Consider the following 15,414-nt stretch of genomic DNA (forward strand, 5'->3'; position numbering starts at 1 on the left):
CCCCATCAGCTTGGGCTGACAGCGCATCAACGTCCGAGATAAACCTCGATGACACGCTCATCGGCCTGCACCTGCGCCAGCGTGCCTTCTGCCAGCACACTGCCATCACACAGCACCGTGACTTTTTCACTGATGGTGTTGATGAAGGACATGTCGTGCTCCACCACCATCAGCGAGTGCTGACCTTTAAGCGTTAAAAACAGCTCTGCCGTGCGAGCGGTTTCCTCATCCGTCATCCCGGCCACGGGTTCATCGAGCAGCAGCAACTTGGGCTCCTGCATCAGCAACATTCCAATCTCCAGCCACTGCTTTTGGCCGTGGCTGAGCACTCCGGCTTCACGCTTCACCGCTCCCGCCAGGTGGATGGTGTGCAACACTTGCGCCAGCCGATCGCCTTGTGCACTGTCGAGCTCAAAGAACATGCTGTGCCTGACACCCTTGTGGGTTTTGAGCGCGAGTTCAAGATTTTCAAACACCGTCAGTTGCTCGAACACGGTGGGTTTCTGAAACTTGCGGCCAATGCCCAGCTGGGCAATTTGCGGCTCGTTGTGGCGCAGCAGATCGATGGTTGAACCAAAGAACACGGTGCCTTTATCGGGCCGCGTCTTGCCGGTGATGATGTCCATCATCGTGGTCTTGCCAGCCCCGTTGGGGCCAATGATGCAGCGCAGCTCACCCGGAGCAATATCCAGATTCAGGCCGTTGATGGCCTTGAACCCATCAAAACTCACATGCACGTCTTCCAGGTAAAGGATGCGGCCATGGGTCACATCCACCTCCCCCGGCGTGGCAATGCGCGCCATGCTGGCACTGCGGCCGCCGGATTCGGTGTTTTCCACAACTTTTTGCGCGGCTGCCTGGAAGCGCTGTCGGCCAGCCTCCATCAGATCGGGCGTCATGCCGCACCTCCTTCTTGCTGGTCCAGTTTTTTGCTGCGCAGCCTGCGCACCACACCCACGATGCCGCTGGGCATCCATAGCGTGACTGCTATAAACAACGCACCCAGGAAGTAAAGCCAGAACTCGGGGGCTGCCACGGTCAGCCAGCTCTTGGCGCCATTGACAGCAAAGGCACCCACAATGGGGCCAACCAGGCTGCCACGTCCACCCACAGCCGTCCACACCGCCATCTCGATCGAGCTGGCAGGCGACATCTCCACAGGATTGATGATGCCCACCTGCGGCACATACAGGGCTCCGGCCACACCACACATCATGGCGCTGATGACCCAGATGGTGAGCTTGTACGGCAGTGGCGAGTAGCCCGAGAACATGACGCGCGATTCCGCATCACGTATGGCCTGCAACACGCGGCCAAACTTGCTGCGCACCAACCAGCGCGCCATCAGGAAAAAAGCCAGCAGCGTACAACCCGTAACCACAAACAATGCCATGCGCATTTCCTGTGTCGCCAGCGGAATACCCAGAATCTGCTTGAAACCGGTAAAGCCATTGTTGCCACCAAAGCCGGTTTCGTTGCGGAAAAACAGGAGCATTGCGGCGTACGTCAGTGCCTGAGTGATGATGGAGAAATACACACCCTTGATGCGAGAGCGGAAAGCAAACCAGCCAAACACAAAGGCCACCAGACCGGGCACCGCAAGGATCAGGAGGAAGGTGGCGACAAAGCTGTCAGACAGTGCCCAGAACCAGGGCAGCTCTTTCCACGCCAGGAACACCATGAAGGCTGGCAGCTCATCGGCACCCACGGACTGGCGGCTCAAATACATGCCCATCACATAGCCACCCAGCGCAAAGAACAGGCCATGGCCCAGACTCAGGATGCCGGTGTAGCCCCAGATCAGATCCATGGCCAGCGCGCAGATGGCAAAACACATGATCTTGCCCAGCAAGCGCACACCGTAATCGGACAGATGAAACACGCTTCCTTCGCCCACCCACAAATTGAGCACTGGTGCCAGCGCGCAGACCACGATCAGCGCCACCATGAAGGCGCACCAGCCTGCTTTGGTGAGCAGTGGCTTTCGGCCAGGTAGCTCCACCGGCACAAACATATTCGTTTTCAACGTAGAAGTAGCCATGTCATGCCTCCGCGCTGCGGCCTTTCATTGCAAAGATGCCCTGAGGACGCTTTTGGATGAAGGCGATGATGAAAATGAGCACTGCAATCTTGGCCAGCACCGCCCCGGTCCAGCCTTCCAGGAACTTGTTGAGAATGCCCAGCCCCAGAGCGGCATAGACCGTCCCGGCCAACTGACCCACGCCGCCCAGCACCACGACCATGAATGAATCAACGATGTAGCTCTGGCCCAAATCTGGCCCCACATTGCCGATCTGGCTCAGCGCACAGCCGGCCAAACCCGCAATGCCACTGCCCAGCGCAAAAGCCATGGTGTCTACACGCGCAGTGTTCACGCCCATGCACGAAGCAATCGGACGGTTTTGCGTGACGCCCCGCACAAACAAGCCCATGCGGGTTTTGGCGATGATGAAGGCAACACCGGCGAGCACGGCAAAGGCAAAGGCGATGATGATCACGCGGTTCCACGGCAGCATCAGGTTGGGCAGCAGCTGCAGACCACCACTCATCCACACGGGGTTTTCAACGGCCACGTTCTGTGCACCAAAGGTGGAGCGCACCAGCTGCATCAGCACCAGGCTTATCCCCCAGGTAGCCAGCAAGGTCTCCAGCGGACGTCCGTACAGAAAACGCAGCACGCCACGCTCCATGATGGCCCCCACCACAGCCGAGGTCATGAAAGCCACAGGAATGGCTGCCAGCAAATACCAGTCAAAGTAAGCTGGCAGATAGCTGCGGAACAGGCCCTGCATCACAAAGGTGGCGTAGGCGCCAATCATCATCAGCTCACCGTGGGCCATGTTGATGACGCCCATCAGCCCATAAGTAATGGCCAGGCCCAATGCCACCAGCAGCAGGATGGAACCCAGACTGATCCCCGTAAACGCCACGCCCAGGCGCTCGCCCCAGGCCAGCTTGTCCTCGACCTCAGCCAAGGCTCGCTTGAGTATTGCCTGAACTTTGGGATCCACCTCTTTTGACAGCTGCTCATTGAGCAGCAAGCGGGTGGCAGGGGTGGCGCGCTGTGCCAGTTGCTGCGCCGCAGCCATGCGCTCGTTCACATCATCGCTCCCCAGCAAGGCCGCCGCACGCGCCAGCTCCAGTTCTGCGCGCACAGCTTCATGATTTTCTTGCGCCAGCGCTTTGTCCAGCGTGGGAAGGCGTGCAGAAGTCGCGCCTTTGAGCATGGCCCTGGCCGCATCCAGCCGCTCTGAATCATTCCCGACGAACAGGTTCAAGGCCGCCTGGGCATTGCCAATTTCACGACGCATGCGGTTGTTGGTACTGGCCTCTTGCGCAGCTTCTGGAAGTGCCGTTGCCAGCCCCGTCACGGGGTCCAGTGTCTCAGCGCCACGCACTATAAAAGCGCGTTGCTCTGTGTATTGCACTTCACCATCGCGCAGGGCATGGAGAAAATCTGCCACGCGCTCGGCCTTGCCTGTAGCAACCGCGTCGTTCATCGCTGCAATGCGGCTGTTGTTGTCGCCTTGAGCCATGGCCAGCGCTTGCTCTGCTGTCAGCGCCACAGCAGGCACTTGCCACGCAAGCAGTGCAGCCACTGCAGCATGCAGTCCCTGACGCATGGCGTACATGAGGGTTGAAAACATAGGTGATCCCATCAACAAAAAGCCCGCCACACCGGACGGGCCCTTGCAACAAAGACTCCGGTACAGGCACTGCACGGCAACTGCGGTGCCAGATCGGCTTACTTCTTCTCAGGCTCGTCCTTTTTCTTGTCGTTACCATCAATAAAAGGGCTCCATGGCTGAGCCTTGCTCGGACCCTGGGTTTTCCACACCACATTGAACTGCCCATCGGCCTTGATTTCGCCAATCAGCACCGGTTTGTGCAGATGGTGGTTTTTTGCATCCATGGTCAGTGTGAAACCGCTGGGTGCTTTGAAAGTCTGGCCCGCCATGGCTGCAATCACCTTGTCGGCTTCAAGCGACTTGGCTTTCTCGACTGCCTGTTTCCACATATGAATACCTACGTATGTGGCTTCCATGGGGTCGTTGGTCAAAGGCTTGCTGGCCTGACCTGGTAAGTTCCTGGCTTTGGCGTAGGCGCTCCACTGCTTGATCCAGGCATCATTGCTGGGGTTCTTCACGCTCATGAAGTAATTCCACGACGCCAGATGGCCCACCAGGGGTTTAGGGTCTAGCCCCCGCAGCTCTTCCTCACCCACGGAGAAAGCAACCACGGGCACATCGGTGGCCTTCAATCCGGCATTGCCCAGCTCTTTGTAGAAAGGCACGTTGGAGTCACCGTTGATGGTCGAGACCACCGCGGTCTTGCCACCTGCAGCGAACTTCTTGATGTCAGCCACGATGGTCTGATAGTCGCTGTGCCCAAAGGGCGTGTAAGCCTCCATGATGTCTTTGTCGGCTACGCCTTTGCTCTTGAGGAAAGCACGCAAAATCTTGTTGGCGGTGCGCGGATAGACATAGTCGGTGCCCAGCAGCACCCAGCGCTTGGCCTCACCACCGTCTTCACTCATCAGATATTCCACCGCAGGAATGGCTTGCTGGTTGGGCGCAGCGCCGGTGTAGAAGACGTTCTTGCTCAACTCTTCCCCTTCGTATTGCACGGGGTAGAACAGCACGGCGTTGTTTTCTTCATAAACTGGCAACACCGACTTGCGGCACACCGATGTCCAGCAGCCAAAAGTGACGGCCACTTTGTCCTGGCTGATGAGTTGCTTGGCCTTTTCTGCAGCCAAAGGCCAGTTGGATGCTGTGTCTATCACCACCGGCTCCAGCTTCTTGCCCAGCACGCCACCCTTTGCATTGATCTCTTCGATGGTCATCAGCGCCATGTCTTTGAGCGCTGTCTCAGAAATCGCCATCGTGCCCGACAGCGCGTGCAACACACCCACCTTGATGGTGTCTGCCGCCTGGGCTGGCAAACCGGCAAAACCAAAACCGGCCATAGCTGCGCTGGCAGCCAAAGCCTTCAATGTGAAACGGCACTGGATCATGAAATGCTCCTAAAGGGCTGGTTGAATATGCCCGCCGCAAGCGTTCATCGGCGGTGTCCAGCCGCTCAATGCAAACCATGTGCCACTTTGAGGAGCATGCACACAAATCACCAATCCGGTGCACAGAAAAGCAGAAAAGCAGTATTGCCGCACCAGTCTGGATAAGCCTTGCACCAATGCACATACTGGCTTTGGGCGCACTCAAGCCGACAGCACCAAATCAATGCAGGCGCCGTGCACCACAGCTTGCACTGGCACGTCTTTTGCAAACACAAGGGGAGGGAGCACTTCTGCCCCTTCGCAACGCAACCGATCACGCCATGGAACTCACCCCTCGCGAAAAAGACAAGCTGCTCATCTTCACTGCCGCCTTGCTGGCCGAACGCCGCAAGGCCCGTGGCCTGAAGTTGAACTACCCCGAAGCAGTGGCCCTGATCAGCGCCCATGTGATGGAAGGCGCACGCGATGGCAAAACAGTGGCGCAACTGATGAGCGAAGGCCGCAGCGTACTCACGCGCGAGGACGTCATGGACGGCATTGCCGAAATGATTCCAGACATCCAGATCGAGGCCACCTTTCCCGATGGCACCAAATTGGTCACGGTGCACGAACCCATTGTTTAACGGCGCCACTACACAGCATGACTTCAGCGATCAAGCGGCATGCACTCTTTCACCGCCCACAACAATTTTTTCCTCCTTCTCTCACCAGCGCTCACTGCCATGAAACACAAATACCTCATCACTGCCAGCCTGACCACCGCTGCTGCCCTGCCCTTTTCCGCCCTCGCCCATGTGGGTGCTGATGGGGGTAGCCACCACAATTTTCTGGACAGCCTGACCCACGCTTTTGCCCACCCATTTGGCGGCGCTGACCACCTGGCCGCAATGCTGGCAGTTGGCGCCTGGAGCGCACTGGCGTTCAACCGATCGCGCAAGGCCTGGACAGCACCTGCCGCTTTTGTGGCGTTGCTGATGGCCGGTTGCCTGGCCGGTTTTGCGGGTCTGCATGTGCCCGCCATTGAGCCCATGATTGCCGCCTCCGTGCTGGTGCTGGGCCTGCTGGTCATGGTGCGGCAGAAGATGGCGATGGGTGCTGCCGCAGGTTTGGCCGGTGTGTTTGCCTTTTTCCATGGTGCGGCGCACGGTTATGAGCTTTTCGAAGATTCCTTCGGAGCCGCAGCAGGTGTGATCGTGGGCATGGCCGCAGGCTCCGCCCTGCTGCATGTCACGGGCATGTTGATCGGTCATGCCGTGATGCAGCGTTACCAGGTCATCGCCAAAGTGGCGGGCGGTGTGACCGCTGCGCTGGGCGCCTTCATGCTTGCCCGCCTCGCTTGAAGAAAGGGCTGCGCATGATCCCCGGAGAAATCTTTGTCGATGAGGGTGTGCACATTCTCAACCCAGGCCGTGCTGTCGTCACGCTGGTGGTCAAAAACGCCAGCGACCGCCCCATTCAGGTGGGCTCGCACTACCACTTTGCCGAAACCAATGCGGGCCTGGAATTTGACCGCTCAGCGGCCCACGGCAAGCGGCTGAACATTGCCAGCGGGATGGCTGTGCGCTTTGAGCCCGGCCAGCAACGCACGGTGGAGCTGGTGGACTTTGCCGGAGATCGCAAGGTCTATGGCTTCCGCGGCCTGATTCAAGGAGACCTGTGATGGCGACCATCGACAAGCGCGCCTACGCCGAAACCTTTGGCCCCACCGTGGGCGATCGCGTGCGGCTGGCCGACACAGACCTGATCATTGAAGTCGAAAAAGACTACACCCTGGCTGCAGGCGGCTACGGCGAAGAAGTGAAATTCGGCGGCGGCAAGACCATCCGTGACGGCATGGCGCAAAGCCAGCGCAGCCGTGATCAGGGAGCCATGGACACAGTGCTGACCAACGCACTGATCATGGACCACTGGGGCATCGTCAAAGCCGACATTGGTCTGAAGGGTGGCCGTATTGCAGCAATTGGCAAAGCTGGCAACCCGGACACACAGCCGGGCGTGGACATCATCATCGGTCCAGGCACTGAAATCATCTCCTGCGAAGGCCACATCGTCACCGCAGGCGGTATCGACACCCACATTCACTTCATTGCCCCTCAACAGATCGAGGAAGCGCTGACCAGCGGTGTGACCACCATGATCGGCGGCGGCACAGGCCCGGCCACGGGCACTTTCGCCACCACCTGCACGCCCGGCCCGTGGAATATGGAGCGCATGCTGCAAGCGGCTGACGCCTTCCCCATGAATCTTGGCTTTCTGGGCAAGGGCAATGCGGCGCTGCCTGCCGGTCTGCACGAGCAGATCAGCGCAGGTGCGATTGGCCTCAAGCTCCACGAAGACTGGGGCAGCACACCGGCGGCCATCAGCAACTGCCTGGATGTAGCCGAGGAAACCGATACGCAGGTCGCCATCCACACAGACACGCTCAATGAATCGGGCTTTGTGGAAGACACTGTGGCCGCCTTCAAGGGCCGCACCATCCACACCTTCCACACCGAAGGCGCAGGCGGCGGCCACGCCCCCGACATCCTGAAAGTGGTAGGTGAGGCCAATGTGCTGCCCAGTTCCACCAACCCGACACGCCCCTACACCATCAATACGCTGGACGAGCACGTCGACATGCTGATGGTCTGCCACCACCTTGATGCGGGCATTGCCGAAGACCTTGCCTTTGCCGAGAGCCGCATCCGCAAGGAGACCATTGCCGCCGAGGACATCCTGCACGACATCGGTGCCATCAGCATGTTCAGCTCGGACAGCCAGGCCATGGGGCGGGTGGGCGAAGTCATCCTGCGCTGCTGGCAGACTGCGCACAAGATGAAGCAGCAGCGCGGCGCTTTGCCAGGCGATGGCGCACGCAACGACAACTTCCGTGCCAAGCGTTATATCGCCAAATACACCATCAACCCAGCCATCGCGCATGGCATCAGCCACGAAGTGGGCAGCATTGAAGTGGGCAAGTGGGCCGACATGGTGATCTGGAAGCCTGCCTTCTTTGGCGTCAAACCTGCCGTCATCATGAAAGGCGGCTTGATCGCCATGGCCGCCATGGGCGATCCCAACGCCTCCATCCCCACGCCGCAACCCGTGCACTACCGCCCCATGTTCGCCGCCTTTGGCGGAGCCATAGCAAGGACCTCGTTGACCTTTGTCTCACAAGCAGGTGTGACCGCAGGCATCGGCGAGCGCTTTGGCTTGACCAAAGTGCTGTCTGCGGTCAAAGGCATCCGCGACGTGAAAAAGCAGCACATGATCCACAACGATCTGGCACCACACATGGAAGTGGACGCCCAGACCTACGCTGTACGTGCGAATGGGCAGTTGCTGACCTGCGAGCCAGCGCGCAGCCTTCCTATGGCCCAGCGCTACTTCCTGTTCTGAGCACCATGCCCATCAACGTGGCAGCCACTGCACTGCAGCTTTACAAGGCACTGCCAAGGGCTGCGACATGGAGCCTTGGCTCCCAGCTTGATCGCGTGTGTGGTTCAGTCAGCGAACTACCGTTGCTGCGCCTGAAACCAGGCCAGCCAATCGTCCGCATGGATCACAGGTGCTTGAGCGACTGCTGCGGGCAGCGCTTCATAGACCAGCACGGCCAGCATCTGCGTGCCTCCACCGGTCAGCGCCACCGGAACAGTCACGATGCGCTTGGTGTATTCGCCTGTGCTCTGTGGCCAGATGCCTTCATAGCCATCCAGCACCTGCTCCAGCGCAGGATCCAGCGGATAGACCTCGGCCAGTACCTGGTGCGAACCCTGCAGGCTCAAGCCGGGATACCAGCCCATGTCGTGCAGCGTGCCCGTCAAGGTCGTTCGCCCTGTCATCACCATGCCATCGCGCAAGCGCGCAATCTCATTCACACCACCGGCACGCAGCGTGCCATACACGGCCACATGACTGGCACCGCAAGGTTGCCAGTCAGAGGCCACAGACGAAGAAAATGCAGAAGGGGTTGACATGTTTGTCATGCTATCAAGTATTCGGAAGCGCCTCTCTCGCACAATCCGCGCCAACTTGCCGCTTCCCTTTTGAAAGTAAGAATGATGTTGACCGTCAACAAACTCCTCCCCCAAGGCCAGGGTCTTGCCAGTGTGCTGCTCAAACGCGCTTCAACCGTGGAGCTGGACTGGGATGTGCGCCAGAAATCACGCTTTGCCGCCACCGACAGCCTGGGCCGCGAACTGGCCATCTTTTTACCCCATGGGCAGGCCGTGCGCGGCGGTGATGTGCTGGTGGCCGAAGATGGCTCCATGGTGCGCGTCATCGCCGCAGCGCAACAGGTACTGAGAATCAGCGCCTGCGCCGAACATGGCAGCGCCTTTGACCTGATGCGCGCGGCCTACCACCTGGGCAACCGCCATGTACCCATAGAGCTGCAGCCCGATCACCTGAAGATTGAACCCGACCACGTGCTTGCCGACATGCTGCGCAGCATGCACATGACCGTGGAAGAGGTCGAGCTGCCTTTCGAACCCGAAGGAGGAGCCTATGGTGGTCATGTCACCAACGATGGACACAGCCACCATCACCATGAACATAGCCACGCCCATGGACACCCACATGGCAAAAAAACTGGCAGCCATGACCATGGAAAGGGCTGCTGTGGATGAACTGGGCATTTTTGATTGCCGCTGGTCTGTGTGAAATTTTCTATGCTGCTGCCATGCCACGCACCCTAGGCTTCACCAAACTCTGGCCCAGTCTGTTTTGCGCAGCGTTTATTGCAGCCAGCATGTATTTGTTGTCGCTGGCAACGCGCACCATCCCTGTTGGTACGGCCTACGCTGTGTGGGTAGGCATTGGCGCTGTGGGCACGGCAGCCTATGGCATGGTGTTCCTGGATGAAGATCGCAGCATGGCCCGCATGGCTTGCTTTGGCTTGATCATCACGGGCATTGTGGGGCTCAAGTTCCTCACCCTGCGCGGGGAATAGGCCTATGCACAACATTCCTTTGCACTTGGCGTCGCACAGCTTCCTGCAGCTGATGTGGCTCGCCTCGCCCGCCTTGCCGATTGGAGGATTTTCCTATTCCGAAGGGCTGGAAGCCGCAGTCAATGCATCCCTGATTTCCAACGAACAGGAGGCATCCGACTGGTTGGTAGCGCAATTGCACCTGGCGCAGGCCCGCAGCGATATGGCAGCCATTGCCCAAGCCTTGTCCGCCTGGTCGCCTGAAGACACCAATCGCTTGCAAGCGCTCAACACATGGGTGCGTAGCACGCGTGAAAGTTGCGAGCTGCGCCTGCAGTCCGAACAAATGGGCCGCTCGCTGGTTGAATGGCTCAAAACCCGCTATGCAGACGACACAGGAGCAATGGGACGCATTCAGTGGCTGGCCACCCAGGATGCCAACTACCCGATCGTTTTTTCGCTGGCCGGACATTTGACACAAGCAGCCCCCCGAGAAGTGCTACTGGCCTACGCCTTTGGCTGGGCAGAAAACATGACCCAGGCCGCCATCAAGGCCGTACCTCTGGGACAAAGCGCCGGTCAGCGCATTCTGGCGAGACTGACGCAGGACATTCCTGCTGCCGTCGAATACGCTCTGACGCTGCCCGAGCATGAACGCCAAGCCTTTTCACCCATGCTGGCCATTCTGTCGGCCCGGCATGAACATCAATACTCACGCCTGTTTCGATCATGAGCACTGCACTGCACCACATTCCCAACCGCACAAAAAAACTGCCGCCTTTGCGCATTGGCATTGGTGGACCGGTCGGCTCTGGCAAGACCACCATTCTCGAAATGCTGTGCAAGGCCATGCGCGAGAAATGGGACCTCGTGGCCATCACCAATGACATCTACACCAAGGAAGACCAGCGCCTGCTGACCATCAGCGGAGCCTTGCCGGCAGAGCGCATCATGGGAGTGGAAACTGGAGGCTGTCCGCACACTGCCATTCGTGAAGATGCGTCCATCAACCTGGAAGCCATCAGCCGCATGCTGGTGGACTTTCCGAATGCAGACATCATCTTCATTGAGTCGGGTGGTGACAACCTGGCAGCCACATTCAGTCCTGAACTGAGCGATCTGACCATTTATGTGATCGATGTGGCCGCAGGCGAGAAGATTCCTCGCAAAGGCGGCCCCGGTATCACCAAGAGCGATCTTTTCGTCATCAACAAGACAGATCTGGCCCCCCACGTTGGTGCCAACCTGGACATCATGCGCAGCGACACAGAAAAGCAGCGCAGCACCCCCAAAGGCCTGAAACCCTTTGTCATGACCAACCTGAAAACGCTGGAAGGCCTGGACGAGGTCGTCGCATTTATCGAAAAACAGGGTTTGCTGGTGCACGCCTGAATTTTTCTCTTCCATGCAACTCCAGCCACACTCAGGCACACTGGATGCCGTTTGGCTTTGGAGACTTTGCACCATGACACGATTGACTTCCCGCCTGCTCTGGATAGCAGCCACAGCGCTGGTGGTATGGACAGGTGTATTTGCCGTGGCCATGGTCAGTCAGCTGGCCGATGCTGCAGACCGCCTGCACGCAGGTGCCGGCCAGCCCGTATTCTGGAGTCTGACCGGCTTGCTGATTGCCACGGTTGTACTGCCCACTATCTGGTTGCTGCGGCTGCCTGCGCCCTTGCGCTGGCCGGAAGATGGGGACCATCAGGCCATCCACGACTACCAGCAACGGCTGCGTGCGCATCTGGCCCGCAACTCTCGGCTGGCAGGCTATGCACTGGAAAGCGAGGCCGACCTCTCGCAAGCGCTGGCACAGCTACGCCAAGCCGCAGAAAGCGAAACGCGGCGCACAGCTGCCGAAGTACTTTCCAGCACGGCACTGTTGCAAAACGGCCGTCTGGATGGACTGGTGGTATTAGTCAGCCAGATTCAGCTGGTTTGGCGCATTGCGCGTATCTATGGCCTGCGCCCCTCGCTCAAGCAAATGAGCTATCTGTATGGCAATGTCGGTGCATGCGTGCTGATTGCCAGCAGTCTGGATGATGTGGATTTTGCTGAACTCACCGCTCCGATTGTGCAGTCTGCCACGCCTGCAGCCGTGGGAAGCATCCCCGGACTTGGAGGCATGGGACAGTTGCTGACCAACAGTCTGGCCAGCGGCGCTGCCAACGCTTTTCTCACACTGCGTGTTGGCTTGATCGCAGATGCCTATTGCGCGCCAGCACAATCACCCGAACGGCAAACCATCAAACGCGGCGCCACGCATCGGGCTGCGCAGTTGCTAGGCAGCATTGTCAAAGACTGCGGCAGCCAAATCACCCAGGCAGTGTATGGTCGCATCAAACACAGCGTAGTGAGCACCGCCCAGGCAGCTGCGGACAGTGTCAAACAAGCCGGGCGCAGCGTTAGCGACGCCACACAGTCTGCGTACCAGGCCACCGCACAAGGTCTCAACCATGCGGCACTGCAGGTGCGAGATTCCACCTCTTCAGTCACGCAGCGCCTGCAGCAGTCACTCAAACCCAAAGACAAGTCTTGATCATCTACCCGCACGCAGCGCTGGAGCACGCAGGGTTTTGGCGTCTGTGGCACTGCATGACTTTATGGACAGATGCGCTTGTACAGCATGGCTCTGGCTTCTAGCATCAAGCCATGTCCACACTAGCCCGCTTTACTCTGCTTTCAGTTTGCGCAACGATGTTCACCCTGGTGGCCGTCCCCTGTCACGCACAGGTGTTTCGTTGCGGCCATAGCTACAGCGATGCGCCCTGCCTGAATGGAGCTACTGTGGAGATCCAGCCACCTGTTGAAGTCCACGGCAACACGCACAACAGCACCGTGTTTTTATGTCGGCTTGCCGAGCGCCAGTTCTGGAGTGCTCAGTCGTGCCAGTCACACAACGCCACCATGCTTCGCAGTCAATCCGTGCCGCAATCCTGGACCTGGGAGCGGCAATGGAGATACGCGGAGCGGGAGTGGCGCCACGCCGAACAGCAGACCTCGAGCCAAGCTCCTTTGGTGCACCGCGCAGACACCTCCGCGCTGGCACAGCGACGCAGAGCACGCCCAGACTGCACAGTTATCGAACAACGCATTCGCCAACTCGATGAGATGGGGCGCCGTGGAGGCTCGGCTAGCCACATGGAACGCATCCGAAGCGAACGTAAAGCAGCGCGCGACCAGCAGTTTCGCGCAGGCTGCTAAGAACGTGTTTGCGTCTCCTCGCAACCACGTTCTAAAGCTTACAGTAGCTCCAGCACCTTCTCTGGTGGACGGCACAGCGCCGCCCCCTTGGGAGTCACCACGATGGGGCGATTGAGTAGTACAGGGTGCTCCGCTACTGCCATGATGATTTGCGCATCGCTGACCGCGGGGTTATCCAAACCCAGCTCTTTGTACGCAGCCTCTTTGGTGCGCAGCAAGTCACGTACCGGCACGCCCAGATGGGCCACCAGCTCTGAAAGCTCCGCGGCAGTCAATGGCGTGGCAATGTAGTCCACGATATTGGGCTCAATGCCGCGTTCCTGCAAAAGCGCCAAAGCGCCGCGCGAGTTGCTGCATCGGTTGTTGTGAAAAATAGTGATATCGCTCATAGCCCTGAGTTTAGGCGCTGCGCGCTGTTTTGAAACCACCTACGCCCAGCGCCAGCCAGGCCAGCATCAGACTGCTACCGCCCCATGGAACAAAAGCACGGAAAGTCTCCACACCGGTGAAGGTGCGCAGATAAATCAAGCCGCTAAAGAGCATCACACCCAGCACAAACAGTCCGCCTGCAGCACAAATCCAGCGGTTGCTCCATCCCTTGAGCGACAGAATGCCCACCCCCAGCAAGGCCAGCGCATGGAACATTTGCTGCTGAACAGCCATCTGCAAGGAGGTACGAGTCGCTTCACGGACGGTCGGGTCAGCGATAAAGCCCAAGCCATGCGAGGCATATGCTGCCATGCCCACACCTGTGACACCCAAGAGGGCTGCAATCGGAATCCACAACTTACGCATGCCAATGTTCCCTGTATTCAAAACACGTTAGATTATCGGCAGCCTATCCCGTCTGCGCGGCGTATGCGGTCAAGCATTGCGCAGACTGCGCCGCATCGCCCGCAAGGCGGTATCCACCATTTCCTCCAGCGTTGGATGGTAGTACGGGAGATCCAGCATGCTGTCCACGGTTTCACCACGTTGAATGGCCCAGGCAAGTTGGTGTGCCAGGTGTTCTCCGCCGCTGCAGAAAATACTGGAGCCCAAAAGCTTGCCCGTGTTTCGCTCCGCATAGATGCGCAGCAAATGGTGCGGTGCTTGCATCAGTTTGGAGCGGCCACTGCCCATCCCGTCGACCGTGCCAATCAATGCATCTGCGGGCAATTGATCAAACCGCATGCCTACCTGCACCATGTCGGGATCACTGAAGACAATGGACATGGGTACGGTGCGATGCCGCAGCGGCAAGTCTTGCCACTTGCGGTCCCCCAGAGCCCGCAAGGCTTGCTGGGCAGACAGCGTCCCTTCATGCCCGGCTTCGTGCATCAGCGCACGGTCAGGCAGTGCATCGCCTGCCAAAAACACCATGCTGCCCGCACAACGCAACTGGTCAGCTTCCATGCGTGGGCGCCCTTTATCATCCAGTTGCACACCTGCATGCTCCATATCCAAGCCTTGCAGGCGTGGCCGACGGCCCAACGCAGCCAGCAGGTACTGGGCCCGATGCTCCAGTTCCCCAGCTTTGAGCAACACTCCCTCACCATCCTTGCGGACCTGAATATCAGGGTTCCCCAAGGCCATGGGCAACTGCTGTGCAAAATAATCGCGGGACACTCTGGCAATTTCAGGATCTGCCATCTTGGCCAAAACAGGAGATCGGCCTGCGGCAGCCACATCCACGCCCAAACGCCTGAGCGCCAACCCCATTTCCAGACCAATGGCACCCAGCCCCATTACCGCCAGACTGCGCGGCAATTCGGGCAAGAAAAACAGCTCATCCGTAGTGATCAGTGCGTCGCCCAGCTCCTGCTGCATGTCTGCAGGCTTGATGGCTTCTGAGCCTGTGGCCACAATGAAGGCACGTGCTTGCACGCGCTGCCCGTCGCTGAGCTCCAGTGTGTCCTTCCCCACAAACTGTGCACTGGCGTGCAACAAGTCGGCCCCCCCGAGCTTTTCCACCTGGCGCACATTGCCAGCCACCAGTTCATCACGGATGGACAAGGCTTGTCTCCACAAAGCCTGTGGCGTGGTGTGTCCTGCGGGCAGTTGCTGTATCCCGTTTTCAGGCAGCAGACTTCGCAAAGAATCCCAGCGCTTGGCGGCATGCAACACCGCCTTGGATGGCATACAGCCCACACGGGCGCACAAAGTCCCCAAGGGGCCATGGTCAATCATCACCACGCGCGCTCCGGCACGGCGTGCAGTACTGAAAGCATGCATACCTGCAGTGCCTGCCCCAATCACCGCAATATCTACCTGAATGGTGCGCATAGACATTCCTCCTCCCTAT

At 58.9% G+C, this 15,414-nt stretch carries 18 protein-coding genes; 10 read left to right on the forward strand and 8 right to left on the reverse strand.

The genetic code is table 11. The annotated features are described in order from the left end of the window. Positions 1-26: 26 nt before the first annotated feature. From urtD to urtA, 4 genes are all read right to left on the reverse strand, one after another. Positions 27-899, reverse strand: coding sequence for an urea ABC transporter ATP-binding protein UrtD (gene urtD, locus QEP11_RS12315; RefSeq protein WP_284336934.1), 873 nt, complete (start codon positions 897-899; stop codon positions 27-29). Next, complete coding sequence (urtC, locus tag QEP11_RS12320; protein WP_413788723.1) at positions 896-2,041, reverse strand: urea ABC transporter permease subunit UrtC; 1,146 nt, start codon at positions 2,039-2,041, stop codon at positions 896-898. The genes urtD and urtC overlap by 4 nt, the downstream gene beginning before the upstream one ends. A gap of 1 nt (position 2,042) precedes the next feature. Continuing rightward, the gene (gene urtB, locus QEP11_RS12325; RefSeq protein ID WP_413788724.1) at positions 2,043-3,647 is read right to left on the reverse strand and encodes an urea ABC transporter permease subunit UrtB; all 1,605 of its coding nucleotides are present in this window, start codon (positions 3,645-3,647) and stop codon (positions 2,043-2,045) included. Positions 3,648-3,745: 98 nt separating this feature from the next. Further along, on the reverse strand, positions 3,746-5,014 hold the full coding sequence (gene urtA, locus QEP11_RS12330; protein WP_284337036.1) for an urea ABC transporter substrate-binding protein: 1,269 nt from the start codon (positions 5,012-5,014) through the stop codon (positions 3,746-3,748). A gap of 323 nt (positions 5,015-5,337) precedes the next feature. Between urtA and QEP11_RS12335 the strand changes: the two genes are divergently transcribed. The 4 genes from QEP11_RS12335 to ureC all read left to right on the forward strand — a co-directional run bounded on the left by QEP11_RS12335 (position 5,338) and on the right by ureC (position 8,395). Further along, positions 5,338-5,640, forward strand: coding sequence for an urease subunit gamma (locus QEP11_RS12335; protein WP_284336935.1), 303 nt, complete (start codon positions 5,338-5,340; stop codon positions 5,638-5,640). A 99-nt stretch (positions 5,641-5,739) separates the two neighbouring features. Beyond that, on the forward strand, positions 5,740-6,357 hold the full coding sequence (locus QEP11_RS12340) for a HupE/UreJ family protein (protein WP_284336936.1): 618 nt from the start codon (positions 5,740-5,742) through the stop codon (positions 6,355-6,357). A 14-nt stretch (positions 6,358-6,371) separates the two neighbouring features. Continuing rightward, entirely contained in the window at positions 6,372-6,677 is a 306-nt protein-coding gene (locus tag QEP11_RS12345; RefSeq protein WP_284336937.1) for an urease subunit beta, read from the forward strand. Continuing rightward, on the forward strand, positions 6,677-8,395 hold the full coding sequence (gene ureC, locus QEP11_RS12350; protein WP_284336938.1) for an urease subunit alpha: 1,719 nt from the start codon (positions 6,677-6,679) through the stop codon (positions 8,393-8,395). The genes QEP11_RS12345 and ureC overlap by 1 nt, the downstream gene beginning before the upstream one ends. A gap of 116 nt (positions 8,396-8,511) precedes the next feature. On the opposite strand, the gene QEP11_RS12355 is transcribed toward ureC, so the two are convergent. Continuing rightward, positions 8,512-8,973, reverse strand: a complete 462-nt coding sequence (locus QEP11_RS12355) for a gamma-glutamylcyclotransferase family protein (RefSeq protein WP_284336939.1) — start codon at positions 8,971-8,973, stop codon at positions 8,512-8,514. A gap of 84 nt (positions 8,974-9,057) precedes the next feature. Between QEP11_RS12355 and ureE the strand changes: the two genes are divergently transcribed. The 6 genes from ureE (at position 9,058) to QEP11_RS12385 (ending at position 13,130) form a co-directional block, all read left to right on the forward strand. Beyond that, a complete protein-coding gene (gene ureE, locus QEP11_RS12360) occupies positions 9,058-9,624 on the forward strand; it encodes an urease accessory protein UreE (protein WP_284337037.1) in 567 nt (188 codons plus the stop codon). A gap of 53 nt (positions 9,625-9,677) precedes the next feature. Then, positions 9,678-9,947: a DMT family transporter gene (locus QEP11_RS12365; RefSeq protein ID WP_349816772.1), complete on the forward strand. Its 270-nt coding sequence runs from the start codon at positions 9,678-9,680 to the stop codon at positions 9,945-9,947. Positions 9,948-9,951: 4 nt separating this feature from the next. Next, positions 9,952-10,659 carry an urease accessory protein UreF gene (locus QEP11_RS12370; protein WP_284336941.1) on the forward strand — a complete coding sequence of 236 codons (708 nt, stop codon included), beginning with the start codon at positions 9,952-9,954 and terminating at the stop codon, positions 10,657-10,659. Continuing rightward, positions 10,656-11,318, forward strand: coding sequence for an urease accessory protein UreG (gene ureG, locus QEP11_RS12375; RefSeq protein WP_284336942.1), 663 nt, complete (start codon positions 10,656-10,658; stop codon positions 11,316-11,318). The genes QEP11_RS12370 and ureG overlap by 4 nt, the downstream gene beginning before the upstream one ends. 73 nt (positions 11,319-11,391) lie before the next feature. Beyond that, positions 11,392-12,465, forward strand: coding sequence for a DUF697 domain-containing protein (locus tag QEP11_RS12380; protein WP_284336943.1), 1,074 nt, complete (start codon positions 11,392-11,394; stop codon positions 12,463-12,465). Between the two features lie 113 nt (positions 12,466-12,578). Next, positions 12,579-13,130 (forward strand): hypothetical protein, encoded by a 552-nt coding sequence (locus QEP11_RS12385; protein ID WP_284336944.1) that lies wholly within the window; start codon positions 12,579-12,581, stop codon positions 13,128-13,130. A gap of 38 nt (positions 13,131-13,168) precedes the next feature. On the opposite strand, the gene arsC is transcribed toward QEP11_RS12385, so the two are convergent. The 3 genes from arsC to QEP11_RS12400 all read right to left on the reverse strand — a co-directional run bounded on the left by arsC (position 13,169) and on the right by QEP11_RS12400 (position 15,395). Further along, positions 13,169-13,519, reverse strand: a complete 351-nt coding sequence (gene arsC / locus QEP11_RS12390; RefSeq protein ID WP_284336945.1) for an arsenate reductase (glutaredoxin) — start codon at positions 13,517-13,519, stop codon at positions 13,169-13,171. Between the two features lie 10 nt (positions 13,520-13,529). Further along, entirely contained in the window at positions 13,530-13,925 is a 396-nt protein-coding gene (locus QEP11_RS12395; protein WP_284336946.1) for a DUF423 domain-containing protein, read from the reverse strand. 69 nt (positions 13,926-13,994) lie between these two features. Continuing rightward, the gene (locus QEP11_RS12400) at positions 13,995-15,395 is read right to left on the reverse strand and encodes a dihydrolipoyl dehydrogenase (RefSeq protein WP_284336947.1); all 1,401 of its coding nucleotides are present in this window, start codon (positions 15,393-15,395) and stop codon (positions 13,995-13,997) included. Positions 15,396-15,414: the final 19 nt, after the last annotated feature.

Origin of the sequence: Comamonas halotolerans (assembly GCF_030162935.1) — a bacterium.
Lineage (GTDB): Bacteria > Pseudomonadota > Gammaproteobacteria > Burkholderiales > Burkholderiaceae_C > Comamonas > Comamonas halotolerans.

Excerpts from the sequence above, each read along its gene's own strand:
- urtD (WP_284336934.1), bottom strand. The coding sequence starts at position 899 with ATGACGCCCGATCTGATGGAGGCTGGCCGACAGCGCTTCCAGGCAGCC.
- urtC (WP_413788723.1), bottom strand. The coding sequence starts at position 2,041 with ATGGCTACTTCTACGTTGAAAACGAATATGTTTGTGCCGGTGGAGCTA.
- urtB (WP_413788724.1), bottom strand. The coding sequence starts at position 3,647 with ATGTTTTCAACCCTCATGTACGCCATGCGTCAGGGACTGCATGCTGCA.
- QEP11_RS12335 (WP_284336935.1), top strand. The coding sequence starts at position 5,338 with ATGGAACTCACCCCTCGCGAAAAAGACAAGCTGCTCATCTTCACTGCC.
- QEP11_RS12340 (WP_284336936.1), top strand. The coding sequence starts at position 5,740 with ATGAAACACAAATACCTCATCACTGCCAGCCTGACCACCGCTGCTGCC.
- QEP11_RS12345 (WP_284336937.1), top strand. The coding sequence starts at position 6,372 with ATGATCCCCGGAGAAATCTTTGTCGATGAGGGTGTGCACATTCTCAAC.
- ureC (WP_284336938.1), top strand. The coding sequence starts at position 6,677 with ATGGCGACCATCGACAAGCGCGCCTACGCCGAAACCTTTGGCCCCACC.
- QEP11_RS12355 (WP_284336939.1), bottom strand. The coding sequence starts at position 8,973 with ATGTCAACCCCTTCTGCATTTTCTTCGTCTGTGGCCTCTGACTGGCAA.
- ureE (WP_284337037.1), top strand. The coding sequence starts at position 9,058 with ATGTTGACCGTCAACAAACTCCTCCCCCAAGGCCAGGGTCTTGCCAGT.
- QEP11_RS12365 (WP_349816772.1), top strand. The coding sequence starts at position 9,678 with ATGCCACGCACCCTAGGCTTCACCAAACTCTGGCCCAGTCTGTTTTGC.
- QEP11_RS12370 (WP_284336941.1), top strand. The coding sequence starts at position 9,952 with ATGCACAACATTCCTTTGCACTTGGCGTCGCACAGCTTCCTGCAGCTG.
- ureG (WP_284336942.1), top strand. The coding sequence starts at position 10,656 with ATGAGCACTGCACTGCACCACATTCCCAACCGCACAAAAAAACTGCCG.
- QEP11_RS12380 (WP_284336943.1), top strand. The coding sequence starts at position 11,392 with ATGACACGATTGACTTCCCGCCTGCTCTGGATAGCAGCCACAGCGCTG.
- QEP11_RS12385 (WP_284336944.1), top strand. The coding sequence starts at position 12,579 with ATGTCCACACTAGCCCGCTTTACTCTGCTTTCAGTTTGCGCAACGATG.
- arsC (WP_284336945.1), bottom strand. The coding sequence starts at position 13,519 with ATGAGCGATATCACTATTTTTCACAACAACCGATGCAGCAACTCGCGC.
- QEP11_RS12395 (WP_284336946.1), bottom strand. The coding sequence starts at position 13,925 with ATGCGTAAGTTGTGGATTCCGATTGCAGCCCTCTTGGGTGTCACAGGT.
- QEP11_RS12400 (WP_284336947.1), bottom strand. The coding sequence starts at position 15,395 with ATGCGCACCATTCAGGTAGATATTGCGGTGATTGGGGCAGGCACTGCA.